Source organism: Amycolatopsis samaneae (assembly GCF_039541975.1).
Lineage (GTDB): Bacteria > Actinomycetota > Actinomycetes > Mycobacteriales > Pseudonocardiaceae > Amycolatopsis > Amycolatopsis samaneae.
Map to the genome: position 1 here is coordinate 336,114 of NZ_BAABHG010000008.1, position 16,248 is coordinate 352,361.

At 70.2% G+C, this 16,248-nt stretch carries 13 protein-coding genes; 10 read left to right on the forward strand and 3 right to left on the reverse strand.

Going from position 1 to position 16,248, the window contains the following annotated elements:
• Window positions 1–5: 5 nt before the first annotated feature.
• From ABD987_RS22910 to ABD987_RS22930, 5 genes are all read left to right on the forward strand, one after another.
• Window positions 6–1,610, forward strand: a complete 1,605-nt coding sequence (locus tag ABD987_RS22910) for an ABC transporter ATP-binding protein (protein WP_345397122.1) — start codon at window positions 6–8, stop codon at window positions 1,608–1,610.
• Window positions 1,607–2,704 carry an ABC transporter permease gene (locus ABD987_RS22915; protein WP_345397125.1) on the forward strand — a complete coding sequence of 366 codons (1,098 nt, stop codon included), beginning with the start codon at window positions 1,607–1,609 and terminating at the stop codon, window positions 2,702–2,704. Before ABD987_RS22910 ends, ABD987_RS22915 begins: the two co-directional genes overlap by 4 nt.
• On the forward strand, window positions 2,701–3,969 hold the full coding sequence (locus ABD987_RS22920; RefSeq protein ID WP_345397127.1) for an ABC transporter permease: 1,269 nt from the start codon (window positions 2,701–2,703) through the stop codon (window positions 3,967–3,969). The genes ABD987_RS22915 and ABD987_RS22920 overlap by 4 nt, the downstream gene beginning before the upstream one ends.
• Window positions 3,969–4,373: a cytidine deaminase gene (locus ABD987_RS22925; RefSeq protein WP_345397129.1), complete on the forward strand. Its 405-nt coding sequence runs from the start codon at window positions 3,969–3,971 to the stop codon at window positions 4,371–4,373. The genes ABD987_RS22920 and ABD987_RS22925 overlap by 1 nt, the downstream gene beginning before the upstream one ends.
• A gap of 71 nt (window positions 4,374–4,444) precedes the next feature.
• A complete protein-coding gene (locus tag ABD987_RS22930; RefSeq protein WP_345397132.1) occupies window positions 4,445–5,734 on the forward strand; it encodes a thymidine phosphorylase in 1,290 nt (429 codons plus the stop codon).
• Between the two features lie 350 nt (window positions 5,735–6,084).
• Here ABD987_RS22930 and ABD987_RS22935 read toward each other — a convergent pair whose 3' ends face one another.
• Window positions 6,085–7,182: a PA containing protein gene (locus tag ABD987_RS22935; protein ID WP_345397135.1), complete on the reverse strand. Its 1,098-nt coding sequence runs from the start codon at window positions 7,180–7,182 to the stop codon at window positions 6,085–6,087.
• A gap of 213 nt (window positions 7,183–7,395) precedes the next feature.
• Between ABD987_RS22935 and ABD987_RS22940 the strand changes: the two genes are divergently transcribed.
• A complete protein-coding gene (locus tag ABD987_RS22940; protein WP_345397138.1) occupies window positions 7,396–8,517 on the forward strand; it encodes an adenosine deaminase in 1,122 nt (373 codons plus the stop codon).
• Between the two features lie 97 nt (window positions 8,518–8,614).
• The gene (locus ABD987_RS22945; RefSeq protein ID WP_345397141.1) at window positions 8,615–9,832 is read left to right on the forward strand and encodes an MFS transporter; all 1,218 of its coding nucleotides are present in this window, start codon (window positions 8,615–8,617) and stop codon (window positions 9,830–9,832) included.
• 280 nt (window positions 9,833–10,112) lie between these two features.
• Here ABD987_RS22945 and ABD987_RS22950 read toward each other — a convergent pair whose 3' ends face one another.
• Window positions 10,113–11,384: a primosomal protein gene (locus ABD987_RS22950; protein ID WP_345397144.1), complete on the reverse strand. Its 1,272-nt coding sequence runs from the start codon at window positions 11,382–11,384 to the stop codon at window positions 10,113–10,115.
• A gap of 148 nt (window positions 11,385–11,532) precedes the next feature.
• Here ABD987_RS22950 and ABD987_RS22955 point away from each other — a divergent pair, with 148 nt between their 5' ends.
• Window positions 11,533–14,037, forward strand: a complete 2,505-nt coding sequence (locus ABD987_RS22955; RefSeq protein ID WP_345397147.1) for a DEAD/DEAH box helicase — start codon at window positions 11,533–11,535, stop codon at window positions 14,035–14,037.
• A 142-nt stretch (window positions 14,038–14,179) separates the two neighbouring features.
• Window positions 14,180–15,109, forward strand: coding sequence for an alpha/beta fold hydrolase (locus ABD987_RS22960; protein ID WP_345397150.1), 930 nt, complete (start codon window positions 14,180–14,182; stop codon window positions 15,107–15,109).
• Here the strand turns inward: ABD987_RS22960 and ABD987_RS22965 are convergent.
• A complete protein-coding gene (locus tag ABD987_RS22965; RefSeq protein ID WP_345397153.1) occupies window positions 15,106–15,738 on the reverse strand; it encodes an NADPH-dependent F420 reductase in 633 nt (210 codons plus the stop codon). The two genes, ABD987_RS22960 and ABD987_RS22965, sit on opposite strands and share 4 nt — an antisense overlap.
• 100 nt (window positions 15,739–15,838) lie before the next feature.
• On the opposite strand from ABD987_RS22965, the gene ABD987_RS22970 reads away from it, so the two are divergent.
• Window positions 15,839–16,189, forward strand: a complete 351-nt coding sequence (locus tag ABD987_RS22970) for a winged helix-turn-helix transcriptional regulator (protein ID WP_345397528.1) — start codon at window positions 15,839–15,841, stop codon at window positions 16,187–16,189.
• The last annotated feature ends 59 nt before the right edge of the window (window positions 16,190–16,248 follow it).

Below are 16,248 nucleotides of genomic sequence, written 5' to 3' on the forward strand. Positions count from 1 at the left end.
ACCTCATGAGTACTTCCGAGTCTCCGGCCGAGGCGGCCCCCGACCGGGGCGTACCGGCCGTCGAGCTGACCGGGATCACCAAGCGGTTTCCCGGTGTGGTGGCCAACTCCGACGTCAACCTCACCGTCGCGCGCGGCGAGGTGCACGCCCTCTGCGGCGAGAACGGCGCCGGCAAGTCCACCCTGATGAAGATCCTCTACGGCATGCAGCAGCCGGACGAGGGCAGCATCGCCATCAACGGCGAGCCGGTGAAACTGCGCAACCCGCAGGACGCCATCAAGGCCGGGATCGGCATGGTGCACCAGCACTTCATGCTGGCCGACAACCTCACCGTCGGCGAGAACGTCTTCCTCGGCGCGGAAAACCTGCACGGCATCGGCCGCGCGGCCCGCGCCAGGCTGGCGAAGCTCGCCGAGCGGACCGGCCTGCGCGCCGCCCCGGACACACTGCTCGAAGAACTCGGCGTCGCCGACCGTCAGCGCGTCGAGATCGTCAAGGTGCTCTATCGCGGCGCGAAGATCATCATCCTCGACGAGCCGACCGCGGTACTCGTGCCGCAGGAGGTCGACGCGCTGTTCGACACCGTGCGCGCGATGCAGGCCGAGGACTACACGTTCCTGTTCATCTCGCACAAGCTCGACGAGGTCCGCGCGATCGCCGACACGGTCACCGTGATCCGGCGCGGCACCACGGTCGGCACCGCCGACCCGAAGACGATCACCTCGCGGCAGCTCGCCGAGATGATGGTCGGCTCCGAGCTGCCAAGCCCGGAGACCCGCGAGTCCACCGTGACCGATCGGGACGTCCTGCGGCTGAAGGACATCCGGCTCTCGGTCGAGGGTTCGGAGCGAAACATCCTCGACGACATCAGCCTGACCGTGCACGCGGGCGAGGTGCTCGGCATCGCCGGGGTCGAGGGCAACGGGCAGACCGAACTGGTCGAGACCATCATGGGCATGCGCAAGGCCACCGGCGGCACGATCGAGCTGGTCGAGCACGACGGCGTCGCGCACGACCTCACCAAGCTGGGCACGCTCGCCCGCCGCGAGGCCGGGATCGGCTACATCGCCGAGGACCGCACCCGGCACAGCCTGCTGCTCACCCAGCCACTGTGGACGAACCGGATCCTCGGTTACCAGTCGCGCAAACCGGTTTCGAACGGGCAACTGCTCGACATCGCGGCGGTGCGTGAGGACACCCGGCGGATCGTCGAGGAGTACGACGTCCGCACGCCCGGCATCGACGTGCCCGCCGCCGCGCTGTCCGGCGGCAACCAGCAGAAGCTGATCGTCGGGCGGGAGCTGTCCGGCGAGCCGGTGCTGCTCGTCGCCTCGCACCCCACCCGCGGTGTCGACGTCGGCGCGCAGGCGCTGATCTGGGAGCAGATCCGGCAGGCCCGCGCCGACGGGCTCGCGGTGGTGCTCGTCTCCGCCGACCTCGACGAGCTGATCGGGCTCTCGGACACCATCCGGGTCATGCTCCGGGGCAGGCTGGTCTCCAGCGCCGACCCGGCGACGGTGACCCCGCAGGAGCTGGGGTCGGCGATGACCGGCGCCGGTGCCGAAGAGTCCGAAAAGGACACCGACGCGGAAGGGGGTGCGACGGAATGAGTTCGTGGCGCACGAAGGTGCTGCCGCCACTGCTGGCGATCGTGTTCGCCCTGCTGCTGTCGGCGATCGCGCTGATCATCTCCGGCGCGGACCCGCTGACCGCGTACGGCACCATGGTCGGCCAGCTGTTCAAGGGGTCGACCGCGGTCGACACGGTGAACCTGGCGACGGTGTACTACCTGGCCGGGCTCGCGGTGGCCATCGGCTTCCAGATGAACCTGTTCAACATCGGGGTCGAGGGCCAGTACCGGTTCGCCGCGGTGACCGCCGCGATCGCCGGTGGCGCGCTGGACCTGCCACCGGTCATCCACACCGTGGTGATCCTGCTGGTCGCGCTGGTCGCGGGCGCCGCGTACGCGGCGATCCCGGCGATCCTCAAGGTGACGCGCGGCGTCAGCGAGGTCATCTCGACGATCATGCTGAACTCGATCGTCGGCGGCATCGTCGCCTTCCTGATCAACCCCGACATGTTCGGGGTGCTGACCGGCAACAACCTCGCCACGAAGCCGATCGCGCCCTCCGGGCACGTCCCCGGCATCCCGCTGGGCTCGGCGACGCTGTTCGGGTTCGTGGTCATCGCGGCGCTGATCGGCGTCGGCTACTGGTTCATGCTCAACCGGACCCGGTTCGGCTTCGAGCTGAAGGCCAGCGGCGAATCGCCGACGGCGGCCGCGGCGGGCGGGGTCAACGCCAAGAAGATGGCGCTGGTCGCGATGCTCGTCTCGGGCGCGGTGGCCGGTCTGATCGCGATGCCCGAGCTGCTCGGCCGCGACTACAACTACGGCATCACCTCGACCCAGATGTACGGCTTCACCGGGATCGCCGTCGCGCTGCTCGGCCGGAACCACCCCGGCGGGATCGCGCTTGGCGCGCTGCTGTGGGCGTTCCTCGACAAGTCCGCGGTGTCGCTGGAACAGATCCACGTGTCCAAGGAGATCGCCACGATCATGCAGGGGATCATCGTGCTCTCGGTCGTCGTGGCCTACGAGGTCGTGCGACGGGCCGACCTGGCCGCTGAACAGCGTCGCGTCGGACGCGCGCTGGCCGGCAACGGCCGCAAGGGATCCAGCGTCGCGGAAGGGGGTGCGGTGTGACGATCACCGAGAACCCCTCGGCCGCGCCGGTCACCGTCGCGGTACGCCGCAAAACCCGGATCCCGGGCTGGCTCAAGGGCGTCATCTGGGCGGTGGTGGCGATCGCCGTGCTGTCCATGGCCTCCTACGCCACCGGTGTCAACACGCTGACCTCGAGCAACACCGCGCACACCGCGCTGCGGCTGGCGCTGCCGATCCTGCTGTGCGCGCTCGGCGGGCTGTGGGCCGAGCGCGCGGGCGTGGTCAACATCGGCCTCGAGGGCATGATGATCCTCGGGACCTGGGGCGCGGCCTGGGGCGCCTTCTACGGCGGCGTCTGGGCCGGGCTGATCGCCGCCGTCGTGTTCGGCGCGCTCGGCGGCCTGCTGCACGCGATCGCGACGGTGACCTTCAACGTCAACCACATCGTCTCCGGTGTGGCGATCAACCTGCTCGGCCTCGGGGTCGCGAAGTACCTGTCGAACCTGGTGTTCGCGCCGATCTCCGGGAACCCGCGGCAGTCGCCGCCGGTGCCGAAGTTCGACACCTACTCGGCGTCGGGCCTCGGCGACTGGCTGGGCGATCTGGAGAACGCGCAGCGGGTCGGCATCTCCGACGTCGCCGGGATCCTGCGCGGGCTGGTCACCCAGGTCGCGCCGCTGACGATGATCGCGATCCTGCTCGTGCCACTGAGCTACTTCCTGTTGTGGCGCACCAGGTTCGGCCTGCGGCTGCGGTCCTGCGGGGAGAACCCGGTCGCGGCCGAGTCGCTGGGCGTCAACGTGTACCTGCACAAGTACGTCGCGATGGCCATCTCCGGCGGGCTGGCCGGGATGGGCGGCGCCTCGCTGGTGCTGCTCTCCGGTGGCGCCGACTACCTGGAGAACCAGACCAACGGGCGCGGGTACATCGGCCTCGCGGCGATGATCTTCGGGAACTGGCGGCCGGGCGGGCTGCTCGGCGGCGCCGCGCTGTTCGGGTACGCGGACGGGCTCCAGCTGTCCGGCGGCGGCAAGGCGGTGCTCGCGCTGCTCTACGGCGCGGTGATCCTGCTCTGCGTGATCGTGGTCGTGCAGCTGATCCGGCGGCAGTGGATCGCCGCGGCGATCGGCGTCGTCGGTGCTGGGGTGCTGTACGCGATCTACTGGACGAACGACACGCTGCCGAGCGACCTGATCCCCTACACCGCGCACTTCGTGACGCTGATCGTGCTCGCGGTCGCCTCGCAACGGCTACGGCCACCACGCGCGGACGGCGTCCCGTACCGGCGGGGTGAGGGCGACTGATGTCCGATTTCGAGTCCACTGTGGACTGGGAGGCGCTGCGGGGGTGGGCCGTCGAGGCGTCCACGCACGCGTACGCGCCGTACTCGGGGCTGCACGTCGGTGTCGCCGGGATCGTCGACGACGGTCGGATCGTCACCGGCTGCAACGTCGAGAACGCTTCGTATGGGCTGGCGCTGTGCGCCGAGTGCACGATGGCCGGGCAGCTGCGGCTGTCCGGCGGCGGACGGCTCGTCGCCGTCGCCTGCCGCAGCGGCGCGGGTGAGCTGCTGATGCCGTGCGGACGGTGCCGTCAGGTGCTGTTCGAACTCGGCGGCGCCGAGTGCCTGGTGGACACGCCGCGGGGCGTGCTGCCGATGTCCGAGGTGCTGCCCGACGCGTTCGGCCCCGCCGACCTGCCCGCTTGACCGCCTCTGAAGGCCACCTTGAGGGACCTGAGTGCCCTCAAGGTGGCCTTCAGAGACTTTGAGGAGATTTCGTGAGTACTGAGGCTTTCGCGGCCATCGACGTCATCCGCGCCAAGCGGGACGGCGGCCGGCTGGGCGACGAGCAGATCGACTGGGTGATCGACGCCTACACGCGCGGCGTCGTCGCCGAGGAGCAGATGTCCGCGCTGGCGATGGCGATCTTCCTGCGGGGCATGGACACCGCCGAGATCGCCCGGTGGACCGGCGCGATGATCGGCTCGGGGGAGCGGCTGGCGCTGAAGGTCGACCGGCCGACCGTCGACAAGCACTCGACCGGCGGTGTCGGGGACAAGATCACGCTGCCGCTGGCGCCACTGGTGGCCGCGTGCGGCGCGGCGGTGCCGCAGCTGTCCGGGCGCGGGCTCGGCCACACCGGCGGCACGCTGGACAAGCTGGAGTCCATCCCCGGCTGGCGGGCCGCGCTCTCGACCGAGGAGATCACCCGGCAGCTGTCCGAGGTCGGCGCGGTGATCTGCGCGGCCACCTCCGGGCTCGCGCCCGCCGACAAGAAGCTCTACGCGCTGCGCGACGTCACCGGCACCGTCGAGTCGATCCCGCTCATCGCCAGCTCGATCATGAGCAAGAAGATCGCCGAGGGCGCGGCCGGGCTGGTGCTGGACGTGAAGTCCGGATCGGGCGCGTTCATGAAGACGCTGGAGGACTCCCGGGAGCTGGCGCGGACGATGGTCGATATCGGCGCCGCGCACGGCGTCGCGACCACGGCCGTGCTGACCGACATGAGCGTGCCGCTCGGGCAGGCGGTCGGGAACGCGATCGAGGTCGCGGAGTCGGTCGAGGTGCTGCGCGGTGGCGGTCCCGCCGACGTCGTCGAGCTGACGGTCGCGCTGGCCCGTGAGATGCTCGCGCTCGCCGGACTGTCCTCTGTGGACCCCGCGGAGGTGCTGGCCTCCGGCCGCGCGTACGAGACCTGGTGCCGGATGATCGCCGCGCAGGGCGGTGACCCGGAAGCGCCGTTGCCTTCTCCCGCCCACATGCACGTCGTCTCGGCTCGCGAGGACGGCGTACTGGCGACGCTGGACGCCTACGCCGTCGGCATCGCCGCGTGGCGGCTGGGTGCCGGGCGGGCGCGCAAGGAGGACCCGGTGCAGGCCGCCGCGGGCGTGCGCTGCCTGGTGAAGCCGGGGGAGCCGGTGGCGGCCGGGCAGCCGCTGCTGGAACTGCACACCGACACCCCGGACGCCGTCCCGGCCGCGCTGGCCGCCTTGGACGGCGCGTACTCCGTCGCCGACGCGGTGGCGGAGCGATCGCCGCTGGTCTTCGACACGGTGCGTAGTTCCTGAGGCCGCCGGGCGCACCTCGCGCGGCGGGATGTGCTGAAGGCGTCCTTCACTGCGTTGGCCGCACCGAAGGCGTCCTTCAGCTCGCCCAGTGCACTGAAGGCGTCCTTCAGCTCGGCGGGGCAGGGCTAGGCGGGACGGGCACCGAGGGACGCCCTGGGTGCGTTGGGTGCGACGAGGGCGTCCCTCGGTGCGTCGGGCGCACCGAAGGCGTCCCTCGGCACCTCCGGCCAGGCCGGGCCACCCACTGAGAACTCCGTGTGGGTTCCCGCAGAGTTGCGCGGACAAGACACTGCCCCTGCCGGGATTTCCGGCAGGGGCAGTGTTGTGAAGAGTTAACGCCCGAAGATCACTCAGTCGGAGGAGTCGTCCGAGCCGTCGGCCGAAGCGGCCTTCGACTTGGCGTCCGCCGACTTCGGCGAGCGGCCGTTGCGCGAGGTACGCCGCGGCTGGCGCGGGGCGGGCGGCGGCGGGGCGATCTGCTGGACGGCGGGGCCGCCGCCGAGCATCAGCTCCGCGAAGGTCGCCATCGCCTCGTCGAGCTGGCCGCCGATCCGGCGGACCGACTCGTCGTTGCTCTTGCGCACCAGCGAGTCCACCGAGTCGGTGTCCGGCTGCTTGGCCAGCGTGCCCTCGACCTTGGACAGCCCGCTCTTGAGCGAACCGTCGAGGTCGCCGAGCTGGGCGGCCAGGCCGTCCTCGACCTTGTCCAGTCGCGAGGCCAGGTCGTCGAGCCTGCCGGTGACCGCTTCGAGCTTGCCGCCGAGGCCGTCGAGACGCTCGGAGGCGTCGACCATCTCGCCGGTCTCGGTGATCGCGGTCTTCAGCGCCTCGGTGGTCGTGCCGATCCGCTCCTTGGTCGCGCGGTCGAGCTCGTCCACGCGCGAGCGCAGCTCGGCGTCGGTGCTGTCGATCCGCTCGCGCAGCCCGGACTCGGCCAGCTCGATCCGCTCGCGGACCGGCCCGTGCACGGCGGCCGGGAGCGACTCGAGGCGCGCGTCCTGCTTGTCCAGGTGACCGCCCAGCTCGTCGAGCCTGCGGTGGATGTTCTGCAGCTTGTCCTCGAGCCCGTCCATCCGGCCCGCGACGCCCTCGAAGCGCGCGGCGACACCGTCGAGGCGGCCGTCGAGCTGGGCGAAGGGCTTGGCCAGCTTGTCGACGATGCTCTCGACCGCGTGGGTCAGCGCGGAGATCGCGTTGTCCTGCGCCTCCAGCCGCGACATGGCCTCGTCGAGCCGCTCGGCGAGCACGCCGACCTCAGTCCGGTCGGGCAGCTCGGACAGCCGCTTGCGCACGGCGCCGAGCGAGTCCACCGGGGCGAGCCGGGCGTAGATGTCGTCGAGCGCGTCGAAGATCTGCTGCTGCTCGCTCTCACGCACTTCGGCCGCGCGCACCAGCATGTTGCGCATCCGGTCGAAGGACGGGGCGGCAATGTGGTTGTCAGTGGTCACTGCGGTGTCCTTCGTCGGCGGGGAAAATGGGAGGGACGTGCCCCGAAGCTTATCCATTGCGAAATTGCTGTGTGTATGACCCCCGTACGGAACGCATTGCGGAGGTCGCCCCCGGATGGCCGATTCAGCTGGAGATCGTCAACGCTCAGGGTTAGGTGGAGGCTCAGCGTTACCACCATGTAGGGGAATGACACCGAGACTACCGTTGGTGCCATGCCAGACGGAAGCACAGTAACCCCAGTAGCGCCCGTACCTCCGGAGCTGAGCGCGGACACCCTGCGCCGCGCGCCCAAGGTACTCCTGCACGACCACCTCGACGGCGGCCTCCGGCCCGGCACCGTCGCCGAACTGGCCGAGTCCACCGGCTACACCGGCCTGCCGACCAGCGACGTCGGCGCGCTCGGCCGGTGGTTCCGGGAGGCGGCCGACTCCGGTTCGCTGGTCTCCTACCTGGAGACGTTCGCCCACACGTGTGGGGTGATGCAGACGGAAGAGGCGCTGGTCAGGGTGGCCGCCGAGGCGGTGGAGGACCTCGCCGCGGACGGGGTCGTGTACGCCGAAGTTCGTTACGCACCGGAACTGTTCGTCGAACGCGGACTGTCACTCGATGCGGTGGTCGAGGCCGTGCAGGCGGGCTTCGCCGAGGGCGTCAGCCGGGTGGCTGAGCGCGGTGCCGCCATCCGGGTGGGGACGCTGCTGTGCGCCATGCGCCAGCACGCCCGCGCGCTGGAGATCGCCGGGCTCGCGGTGCGTTACCGCGACGCCGGCGTGGTCGGGTTCGACATCGCGGGACCCGAGGACGGATTCCCGCCGACCCGTAATCTCGACGCGTTCGAGTTCCTTCGCCAGAACAATGCGCATTTCACTATTCACGCCGGTGAGGCATTCGGGCTCGCCTCCATTTGGGAGGCCATTCAGCACTGTGGTGCCGAACGGCTCGGGCACGGTGTGCGCATCGTCGACGACATCAAGACCGACGCCGACGGAACGGTCCATTTGGGACGGTTGGCCGCGTATGTCCGCGACCGCCGGATCCCGCTGGAAATCTGCCCGACGTCCAACGTGCAGACCGGCGCGGCGGGCTCGATCGCCGAGCATCCGATCGGACTGCTGGCCCGGCTGCGCTTCCGGGTGACCGTCAACACCGACAACCGGCTGATGAGCGGCTGCTCGATGAGCAGCGAATTCGCCGCGCTGCACGAGACGTTCGGCTTCGGCCTCGACGACCTGCGGTGGTTCACCATCAATGCGATGAAATCGGCCTTCATCGATTTCGACGAGCGCCTGAGGCTCATCGACACCGTGATCAAGCCGGGATACGCCGCGCTGGCCTGAGTTCGCGGGCACCGGACGCGACCGCCGGACGGCGGTTGCGTTCCTTAGCATGCCCAACTATATTTCACTATATAGGAACTTTGTCTCATAATTTGGGATGGTGGCGACGGTGTCGCAGGTCGAGAGCGTGCGTGTGCGGGAAAAGCCTCGGGTCAACCGCTGGCTCGTGCTCGCGCTCGGTCTCGCCGCGCAGACCGCGAGCTGCACTTTCCTGTACGGCCTTCCCTTTCTGGTCCCGGCGATGCGGGAGACCGCGGGGCTGGGTCTCGCGGAGGCGGGCACCGTGGTCGCGGCGCCGAGCGTCGGGCTGCTGCTTACCCTGATCGCGTGGGGCGCGGCTGCGGACCGTTACGGGGAGCGGCTGATCATGGCGCTCGGACTGGGCGCTTCGGGACTACTCCTGGTGTTCGCCGCGCTGGGCAATCACTCGGTCGGCCTACTCTTTGGGCTGTTTCTGGCTGCCGGTGCGTGTTCGGCCTCGGTCAACGCGGCGAGCGGCCGGGTGGTGATGGGCTGGTTCGCCGCCGCCGAGCGCGGGGTGGCGATGGGCATCCGGCAGACCGCGCAGCCGCTGGGCGTCGGCGTCGCCGCGCTGGGGCTGCCGCCGCTGGCCGGGCACTGGGGTTTCCGGGCCGCGATGCTGCTCCCCGCGGTGCTCGCGCTCGGGGTCGCCGTGCTGGTGGCCTGGCTCGTGGTCGACCCGCCGCGTCCGGCGACCGGCGCGGGCGCGGGGGAGAAACCGCCGTCGCCGTACCGGAAACCGGCGTTGTGGCGGTTGCACGGCGCGAGCGCGCTGCTGGTCGTCCCGCAGTTCGCGGTGTCGGCGTTCGCCCCGGTGTACCTGGTTTCGGTGCAGCACTGGAGCGCGCTGTCGGCGGGCTGGTTCCTGGCGGTGGTGCAGGTGCTGGGCGCGCTGGGCAGGCTGGCCTCCGGGTACTGGTCCGACCGCGTGGGCAGCAGGCTGCGGCCGATGCGGCAGCTGGCGGTGGCGAGCGCGGCGGCGATGCTGCTGGTCGCCTTCGGGGACGTGACGTGGCCGTGGCTGGCGGCGCTGGCGCTGGTGCTCGCGGCGGTGATCACGGTGAGCGACAACGGTCTCGGCTTCACCGCCTCGGCCGAACTCGCCGGTGTCGCCTGGTCGGGCCGCGCGATGGGCGCGCAGAACACCGCGCAGAACCTCGCCTCGGCACTCACACCGCCGCTACTGGGCCTGGTGATCGGCGACGCGCGCTACGCGCTCGCCTACTGTGTCGCGGCCGTCTTCCCAGCGCTGGCCATCACCCTGGTGCCCACTCGCGCCGAACACCCCGCCTGAGCCGAACCTCCGCCGCCTGACCAGCTCGCCCATGCGCCCCAATGTGGCGTTCGGTGCGTTGGACGCACCGAACGCCACATTGGGTGCGTGGAATCAGGGGCTGGGCGCGGAGCGTCTCCGTTGAGGGTGGTGGTGGGGGCAAGGAGTGGAGCACCCAATGCCACATTGGGGCGCTCGACGCCGCCGATCGCCGGGCCCCTCCCGAAAAGCCGTGAAGGCCCCCTTACCGGCGGCCAAAAACGCCGGTGAGGAGGCCTTCACGGACCAGAACGGAAGCGGTCTAGACCACCGTGAGGCGGTTCTCGAACGACTCCACGAGCTTGCGCCACGCGCTCTGCTCGGTGTCGAACGGGGCCGACGGCTCGAGCCGCGTCGGATCCGGCCGCAGCACGAACGACACCAGCCAGCCGAGGCTTTCGTTGGCCGCCAGCGCGGTTTCCACGCTGTCGTCCTCAGCCCACTCGGCCGCGTCGCGGATCAGCTCGACGGCCAGGTCCAGCTGCGTCGGGTCGATCGCCTCGGGGCCCTCGGCGATGTCGTCGTCGAGACCGTTGAGCACGTAGGTGTTCTCGGCGTCGACCTCGATCTCCAGCTCGCCGGCGGTGGCCTTCTGCACCACCTCGTCCCAAGTGGACACTTCGACCAGGTCGGTGTCGCCAAGTTCCTTGGCGTCCGCGATGGCGCGGATCAGGGCCTTCTCCGAGGTGAAGACGTCGATCTCGCCCTCGCTGCCGAGGAACACCGGCTTGTCGTCGAGGTAGCAGCGCAGCGTGTAGTACTCCGCGCCGGAGGTCACGATCTTGATCGGGTCGATGCCGACCTCGCCCCAGAACCCGACCGGGACGTCTTCGGCTTCCTCGTCCTCCTCGGAGTCCTCGCCGTCAGTGGTCTCGACGGTCTCCAGGTCGTCGTCGCCCTTGTCGGCGCCCGCCTCGGCCTCGGCGGACTCCTCGTGGAACGCGGCCAGCTCCTCGGCGGTCTGCTCCAGCACCGCGGCGTCGACCTCCGGCTGGGTGACCAGGCCGTCGATCGCGTCGAGGACGGTGTCCCATTCCTCCGACACGGCCTTGGACAGGTCGTTCCACAGCGCCGCGCCCTCGCGGCCGGTGAACGGCAGCCGTCCCTGCTCCAGCAACGAGAAGCCCTCGTGCGCGTCGAGGATCTCGTGCACGTCCTCCAGCTCGCAGACGTCGGCGAGTGAGCGGACGATGCCGATGATCTCGGCCAGCTCGGAGATGGTCCACGAGTCCGGCTCGTCGGCGACCAGCTCGGGCACGCCCACCAGGTCGTAGGAGTGGTCGTCGTCGGGGATCAGCTCGGGCACGTTCAGCACCGGCACCGCGTCCCACGCCGGGTGGTCGAGCAGGTCGTGCTGTTCGGCCGTGCGGACGAACGCGGCGAGGTGTGCCGCGTCGGGGAAGGCGTACAGGTCGTCCTCGTCGCCGAGGAACGCTTCCCACTCCTCGCCGTCCTCCCGCCAGCGCGGCGCCCACAGGGTGACCACATCGCCCTGCGGCAGCCCGAGTTCGATCGGGATGATGTCCTGTGCCATTCCTTAGCCCTCCGGATTACCGCCCGTGTACGCGCGACGCCGGTGTTCCCCCGGTCGTGCGCGGTATGCGCAGCCTACGGGTTTCCGGTCCGGCCCGCGATTGCCCCTGGCCAAGTCCGAACCAACGGATGGCACGATGGGGCACCTGATGACTCTTACAGACCTCCTGCCTGCGGATCCCGACGCCGACTCCCTGTTCGAGGCCTTCTCCACCTGGACGGCCGAACGGGGGCTCGAGCTGTACCCGGCGCAGGAAGAGGCGCTGATCGAAGTCGTCTCCGGGGCCAACCTCATCCTGTCCACTCCGACCGGTTCCGGCAAGAGCCTCGTCGCGGTCGGCGCGCACTTCACCGCGCTCGCACACGGACGGCGCAGCTACTACACCGCGCCGATCAAGGCGCTGGTCTCGGAGAAGTTCTTCCAGCTCATCGACATCTTCGGCGCGGACAACGTCGGGATGATGACCGGGGACTCCAGCGTCAACGCGGATGCCCCGATCATCTGCTGCACGGCGGAAATCCTGGCCAACATCGCGTTACGGTTCGGTCGCGAGGCCCCGGTCGGCCAGGTGGTCGCCGACGAGTTCCACTTCTACTCCGAGCCGGACCGCGGCTGGGCGTGGCAGGTGCCGCTGCTGGAGCTGCCGGACGCGCAGTTCGTGCTGATGTCGGCCACGCTGGGCGACGTCTCCTTCTTCGAGAAGGACCTCACCCGGCGCACCGGCCGCCCGACCGCGGTTGTGACATCGGCGCAACGACCTGTCCCACTGACCTTCCGCTACGCGCTGACCCCGGTGCACGAGACGCTGTCCGAACTGCTGCACGGTGGCCAGGCCCCGGTGTACGTCGTGCACTTCTCGCAGGCGGCCGCGATCGAGCGGGCGCAGACGTTGATGAGCATCAACGTCACTTCGAAGCCGGAGAAGGAGGCCATCGCCGAGCTGATCGGCGACTTCCGGTTCTCCGCCGGGTTCGGCAAGACGCTGTCGCGGCTGGTGCGGCACGGCATCGGTGTGCACCACGCCGGGATGCTGCCGAAGTACCGGCGGCTGGTCGAGCAGCTCGCGCAGGCCGGGCTGCTCAAGGTGATCTGCGGGACCGACACCCTCGGCGTCGGCATCAACGTGCCCATCCGCACGGTCGTGTTCTCCGCGCTCACCAAGTACGACGGCGTGCGGCAGCGGCACCTCAAGGCCCGCGAGTTCCACCAGATCGCCGGTCGCGCCGGGCGCGCGGGGTACGACACCGACGGGTACGTCGTGGTGCAGGCGCCCGACCACGTGGTGGAGAACGCGAAGGCGCTGGAGAAGGCGGGCGACGACCCGAAGAAGAAAAAGAAGATCGTCCGCAAGAAGGCGCCGGAAGGCTTCGTCAACTGGACCGAAAGCACCTTCGAGCGGCTGATCGCCGCGGATCCGGAGCCGCTGACCTCCAGCTTCCAGGTCAGCCACTCGATGCTGCTGAACGTGATTTCCCGGCCCGGCAACGCCTTCGACTCGATGCGGCACCTGCTGGAGGACAACCACGAGCCGCGCCCGTCGCAGCGGAAGCTGATCCTGCGCGCGATCGCGATCTACCGGGCGCTGCTCGCCGCGGGCGTGGTGGAACGGCTCGACGAACCCGACGAGCAGGGCCGGGTCATCCGGCTCACCGTCGACCTGCAGTTCGACTTCGCGCTCAACCAGCCGCTTTCGCCGTTCGCGCTGGCCGCGATCGAGCTGCTCGACCCGGAGTCGCCGGTCTATCCGCTCGACGTCGTGTCCATTGTGGAATCCACTGTGGACAATCCGCGCCCGGTGCTGTCGCAGCAGCAGTTCAAGGCACGCGGCGAGGCCGTGCAGGCGATGAAGGCCGACGGCATCGAGTACGACGAGCGGATGGAGCTGCTCGAAAACGTCACGTACCCGAAGCCGCTGGAGGAGCTGCTGAACGCGGCGTACGCCAGCTACCGCCAGGGGCATCCGTGGGTCGCCGACTACGAGCTGTCGCCGAAGTCCGTGGTGCGCGACATGTACGAACGCGCGATGAACTTCGTGGAGTACATCGGTTTCTACCAGCTCGCGCGCTCGGAAGGCCTGGTGCTGCGGTACCTGGCCGACACCTACGACGCGCTGCGGCACACCGTGCCGGACGAGGCGAAGACGGAACCGTTGCAGGACCTCATCGAATGGCTCGGCGAGCTGGTCCGGCAGGTCGACTCCAGCCTGCTGGACGAGTGGGAGGCGTTGCGGCATCCGGACGAGGAAGGGCCGGTGTCGCAGCGGCCGCCGTCCGAGCCGCCCGCGGTCACCCGCAACGAGCGCGCGTTCCGGGTGCTGGTGCGCAACGAGCTGTTCCGCCGGGTCGAGCTGGCGGCGCGGCGCGCCTACGTGACGCTGGGCGAACTGGACGGCGCCGACGGCTGGGACGCCGACGCGTGGGAAGACGCCATGGAGGACTACTTCGACGAGCACGAGACGCTCGGGATCGGCCCGGACGCGCGGGGCCCGGCGCTGCTGATGATCGAGAAGGCGTCCGACGTCTGGCGTGTGCGGCAGATCTTCGACGACCCGGCAGGCGACCACGACTGGGGCATCAGCGCCGAGGTCGACCTGGCGGCGTCCGACGAGGCGGGGTCCGCGGTGCTCCGGATCGTGGACGTCAACCAGCTCTAGCGGTCCGTGAATGCCACATTGAGGGACTCAGAGTCCCTCAATGTGGCATTCACGGACCTATAGGTGGGGTGTGGGCAACCGCAGGGGAGGAGTGGGGTTTACCCCAGGGACTCCGGGGGCGCGGTCGGGCAGAGTCTGGATCATGACCTCCACCAGGCGTGACCTGTTCAGGCTCGGCGCGGCGGCCGCCATCGTGGCGGGCACCGCGACCTTGGCGCCCTCGCCGGCGTCGGCCGCTCCGGCGGTGCCGGGCGGGTTCGAACGGCTGCGGATCCGGACCAGGGCCGGGACGTTCGACGCGCTGGCCGCCGGGCCCGCCGACGGGCGGCCGGTGCTGTTGCTGCACGGCTTTCCCGAATCGGGCCTCGAATGGCGGCATCAGCTGACGGCGCTCGCCGCGGCCGGGTTCCGCGCGGTGGCACCGGATCAGCGCGGCTACTCGCCGGGGGTACGGCCGGCGCCGATCGACGCCTACCGGCTCGAGCACGCGGTGTCCGACGTCCGGGGCATCGCGAACACCCTGGGCTGGAACCGGTTCGACCTCGTCGGCCACGACTGGGGCGCGTGCGTCGCGTGGATCGCCGCCGCCCGGTTCCCGGGGCGGGTCCGGAAACTCACGGCGGTGTCGGTCCCGCACCCCGGCGCGTTCGCCGAGGCGCTGCGGAGCGATCCGGCCCAGCGGGACGCCTCCCGGTACATGGACGGCTTCCGCGAACCCGCTCCCGCGCCGGAAAACCGGATCCTCGCCGCCGGGCCGCCGAAGCTGGACGGCGTGCCGAGGGAGATCTGCGAGGAGTACTTCGCGCGGCTTTCCGAGCCGGGCGCGCTGACCGCGGCGCTGAACTGGTACCGCGCCAACGACTTCACCGGATACGAGCAGTGCGTGCGGGTGCCCACGCTGTTCGTCGCGGGGGACGATCCGATGGTCGCGCCGTCCGGGATCCGGAACACCCGGCGATGGGTGTCCGGGCCGTACCGGCTGGAGCAGCTCTCCGGCGTCGGGCATTTCATCCCGGAAACCGCGCCGGAGAGCGTCTCCCGGCTCCTGCTGGAGCACCTGGGTCCGGTTTAGACGGTGAGGGGCGGGAGGATCGACTGGGCGTCGGCGCCATCGGACCACAGCTTGACGACGAACGCCATGGTCGCCTCCATGAGCACGGCCCGGTCGATTCCGCCGCCGTCGAGCGGGACGCAGCCGAGGTCGGTCACGAGCGTACGGACGTGCGCCAGCGCGCGTTCGTCGTCACCGCACAGGGGTACCGCGAGCGGGCGGCCGCCGGACATCGGCGGGGTCTGCCGCCAGGTGTCCACATGGCACAGATTGAAAGCCTTGACCACGTGGGCGCCCGCCGCCTTCGCGGTGATCAGCTCCGCCATCGAGGTGCCGGGCGGGGTCCACGGGAACAGCGTGCCGTCGACGGCGTTGGTGGGGTCGATCAGGGTGACCCCGGCCAGCGCGCCGGAGGTCGCACCGGCGGCGTCGAGGACGTCCAGCACACTCCCGGCGGGCAGTGCCAGCAGGATCGCGTCGGCGAACCCGGCGGCGTCGGCCCAGCTCCCGGTTCGGGCGCCGAGCCGCTTCGCGAGCGCGGTGGACTTGGCCGGGTCCCGGCCGCTCACGAGCAGGTCGTGCCCGGCACGCGCCCACTGCGTGCCGAGCGCGTCCGCCATTCCGCCGGTGCCGAAGATGCCGATTCGCATGAGGAACTCCTTCGCAGGGGGGTGACCGGATCGACGGTAGGCAGGCGCGCGGGTACCGATCGGTTACCGCGGGCGGGGGCACAATGGCGGAGTGGACAGCATCGAGCACGAGTTCCTCGCCGACTGCCGCACGCGGCTGGCCTTCGACCTGATGGCCAACACGTGGAACCCGGTCGTGCTGTGGGCGCTGCGGAAGGGGCCGCAACGGCCTTCGCAACTGCGCAGGCGGATCGGCGGCATCAGCACGAAGGTGCTCACCGAGGCGCTGCGCAGGCTGGAGTACTCCGGGCTGATCGACCGCCGGGCCGAGGACGTTCCGTCGCGGGTCGAGTACGCGCTGACGGAACTCGGTGCGAGCCTGCTCGGTCCGATCGAGGCGTTCGGCCGCTGGGCCCACGAAAACGGCGACGAGGTCATGGCCGCCCAGGAACGGCACGATGCCTCGGCCTGATCCGCCCTTCGGGGCGGACTTTCGTGCGGCACTCCCGGACCGCGGCTCGCTGGGATAGC

Coding starts and splice junctions, on each gene's coding strand:
- ABD987_RS22940 (WP_345397138.1), top strand. CDS start 7,396: ATGCCAGACGGAAGCACAGTAACCCCAGTAGCGCCCGTACCTCCGGAG.
- ABD987_RS22915 (WP_345397125.1), top strand. CDS start 1,607: ATGAGTTCGTGGCGCACGAAGGTGCTGCCGCCACTGCTGGCGATCGTG.
- ABD987_RS22960 (WP_345397150.1), top strand. CDS start 14,180: ATGACCTCCACCAGGCGTGACCTGTTCAGGCTCGGCGCGGCGGCCGCC.
- ABD987_RS22925 (WP_345397129.1), top strand. CDS start 3,969: ATGTCCGATTTCGAGTCCACTGTGGACTGGGAGGCGCTGCGGGGGTGG.
- ABD987_RS22910 (WP_345397122.1), top strand. CDS start 6: ATGAGTACTTCCGAGTCTCCGGCCGAGGCGGCCCCCGACCGGGGCGTA.
- ABD987_RS22955 (WP_345397147.1), top strand. CDS start 11,533: ATGACTCTTACAGACCTCCTGCCTGCGGATCCCGACGCCGACTCCCTG.
- ABD987_RS22965 (WP_345397153.1), bottom strand. CDS start 15,738: ATGCGAATCGGCATCTTCGGCACCGGCGGAATGGCGGACGCGCTCGGC.
- ABD987_RS22950 (WP_345397144.1), bottom strand. CDS start 11,384: ATGGCACAGGACATCATCCCGATCGAACTCGGGCTGCCGCAGGGCGAT.
- ABD987_RS22945 (WP_345397141.1), top strand. CDS start 8,615: ATGGTGGCGACGGTGTCGCAGGTCGAGAGCGTGCGTGTGCGGGAAAAG.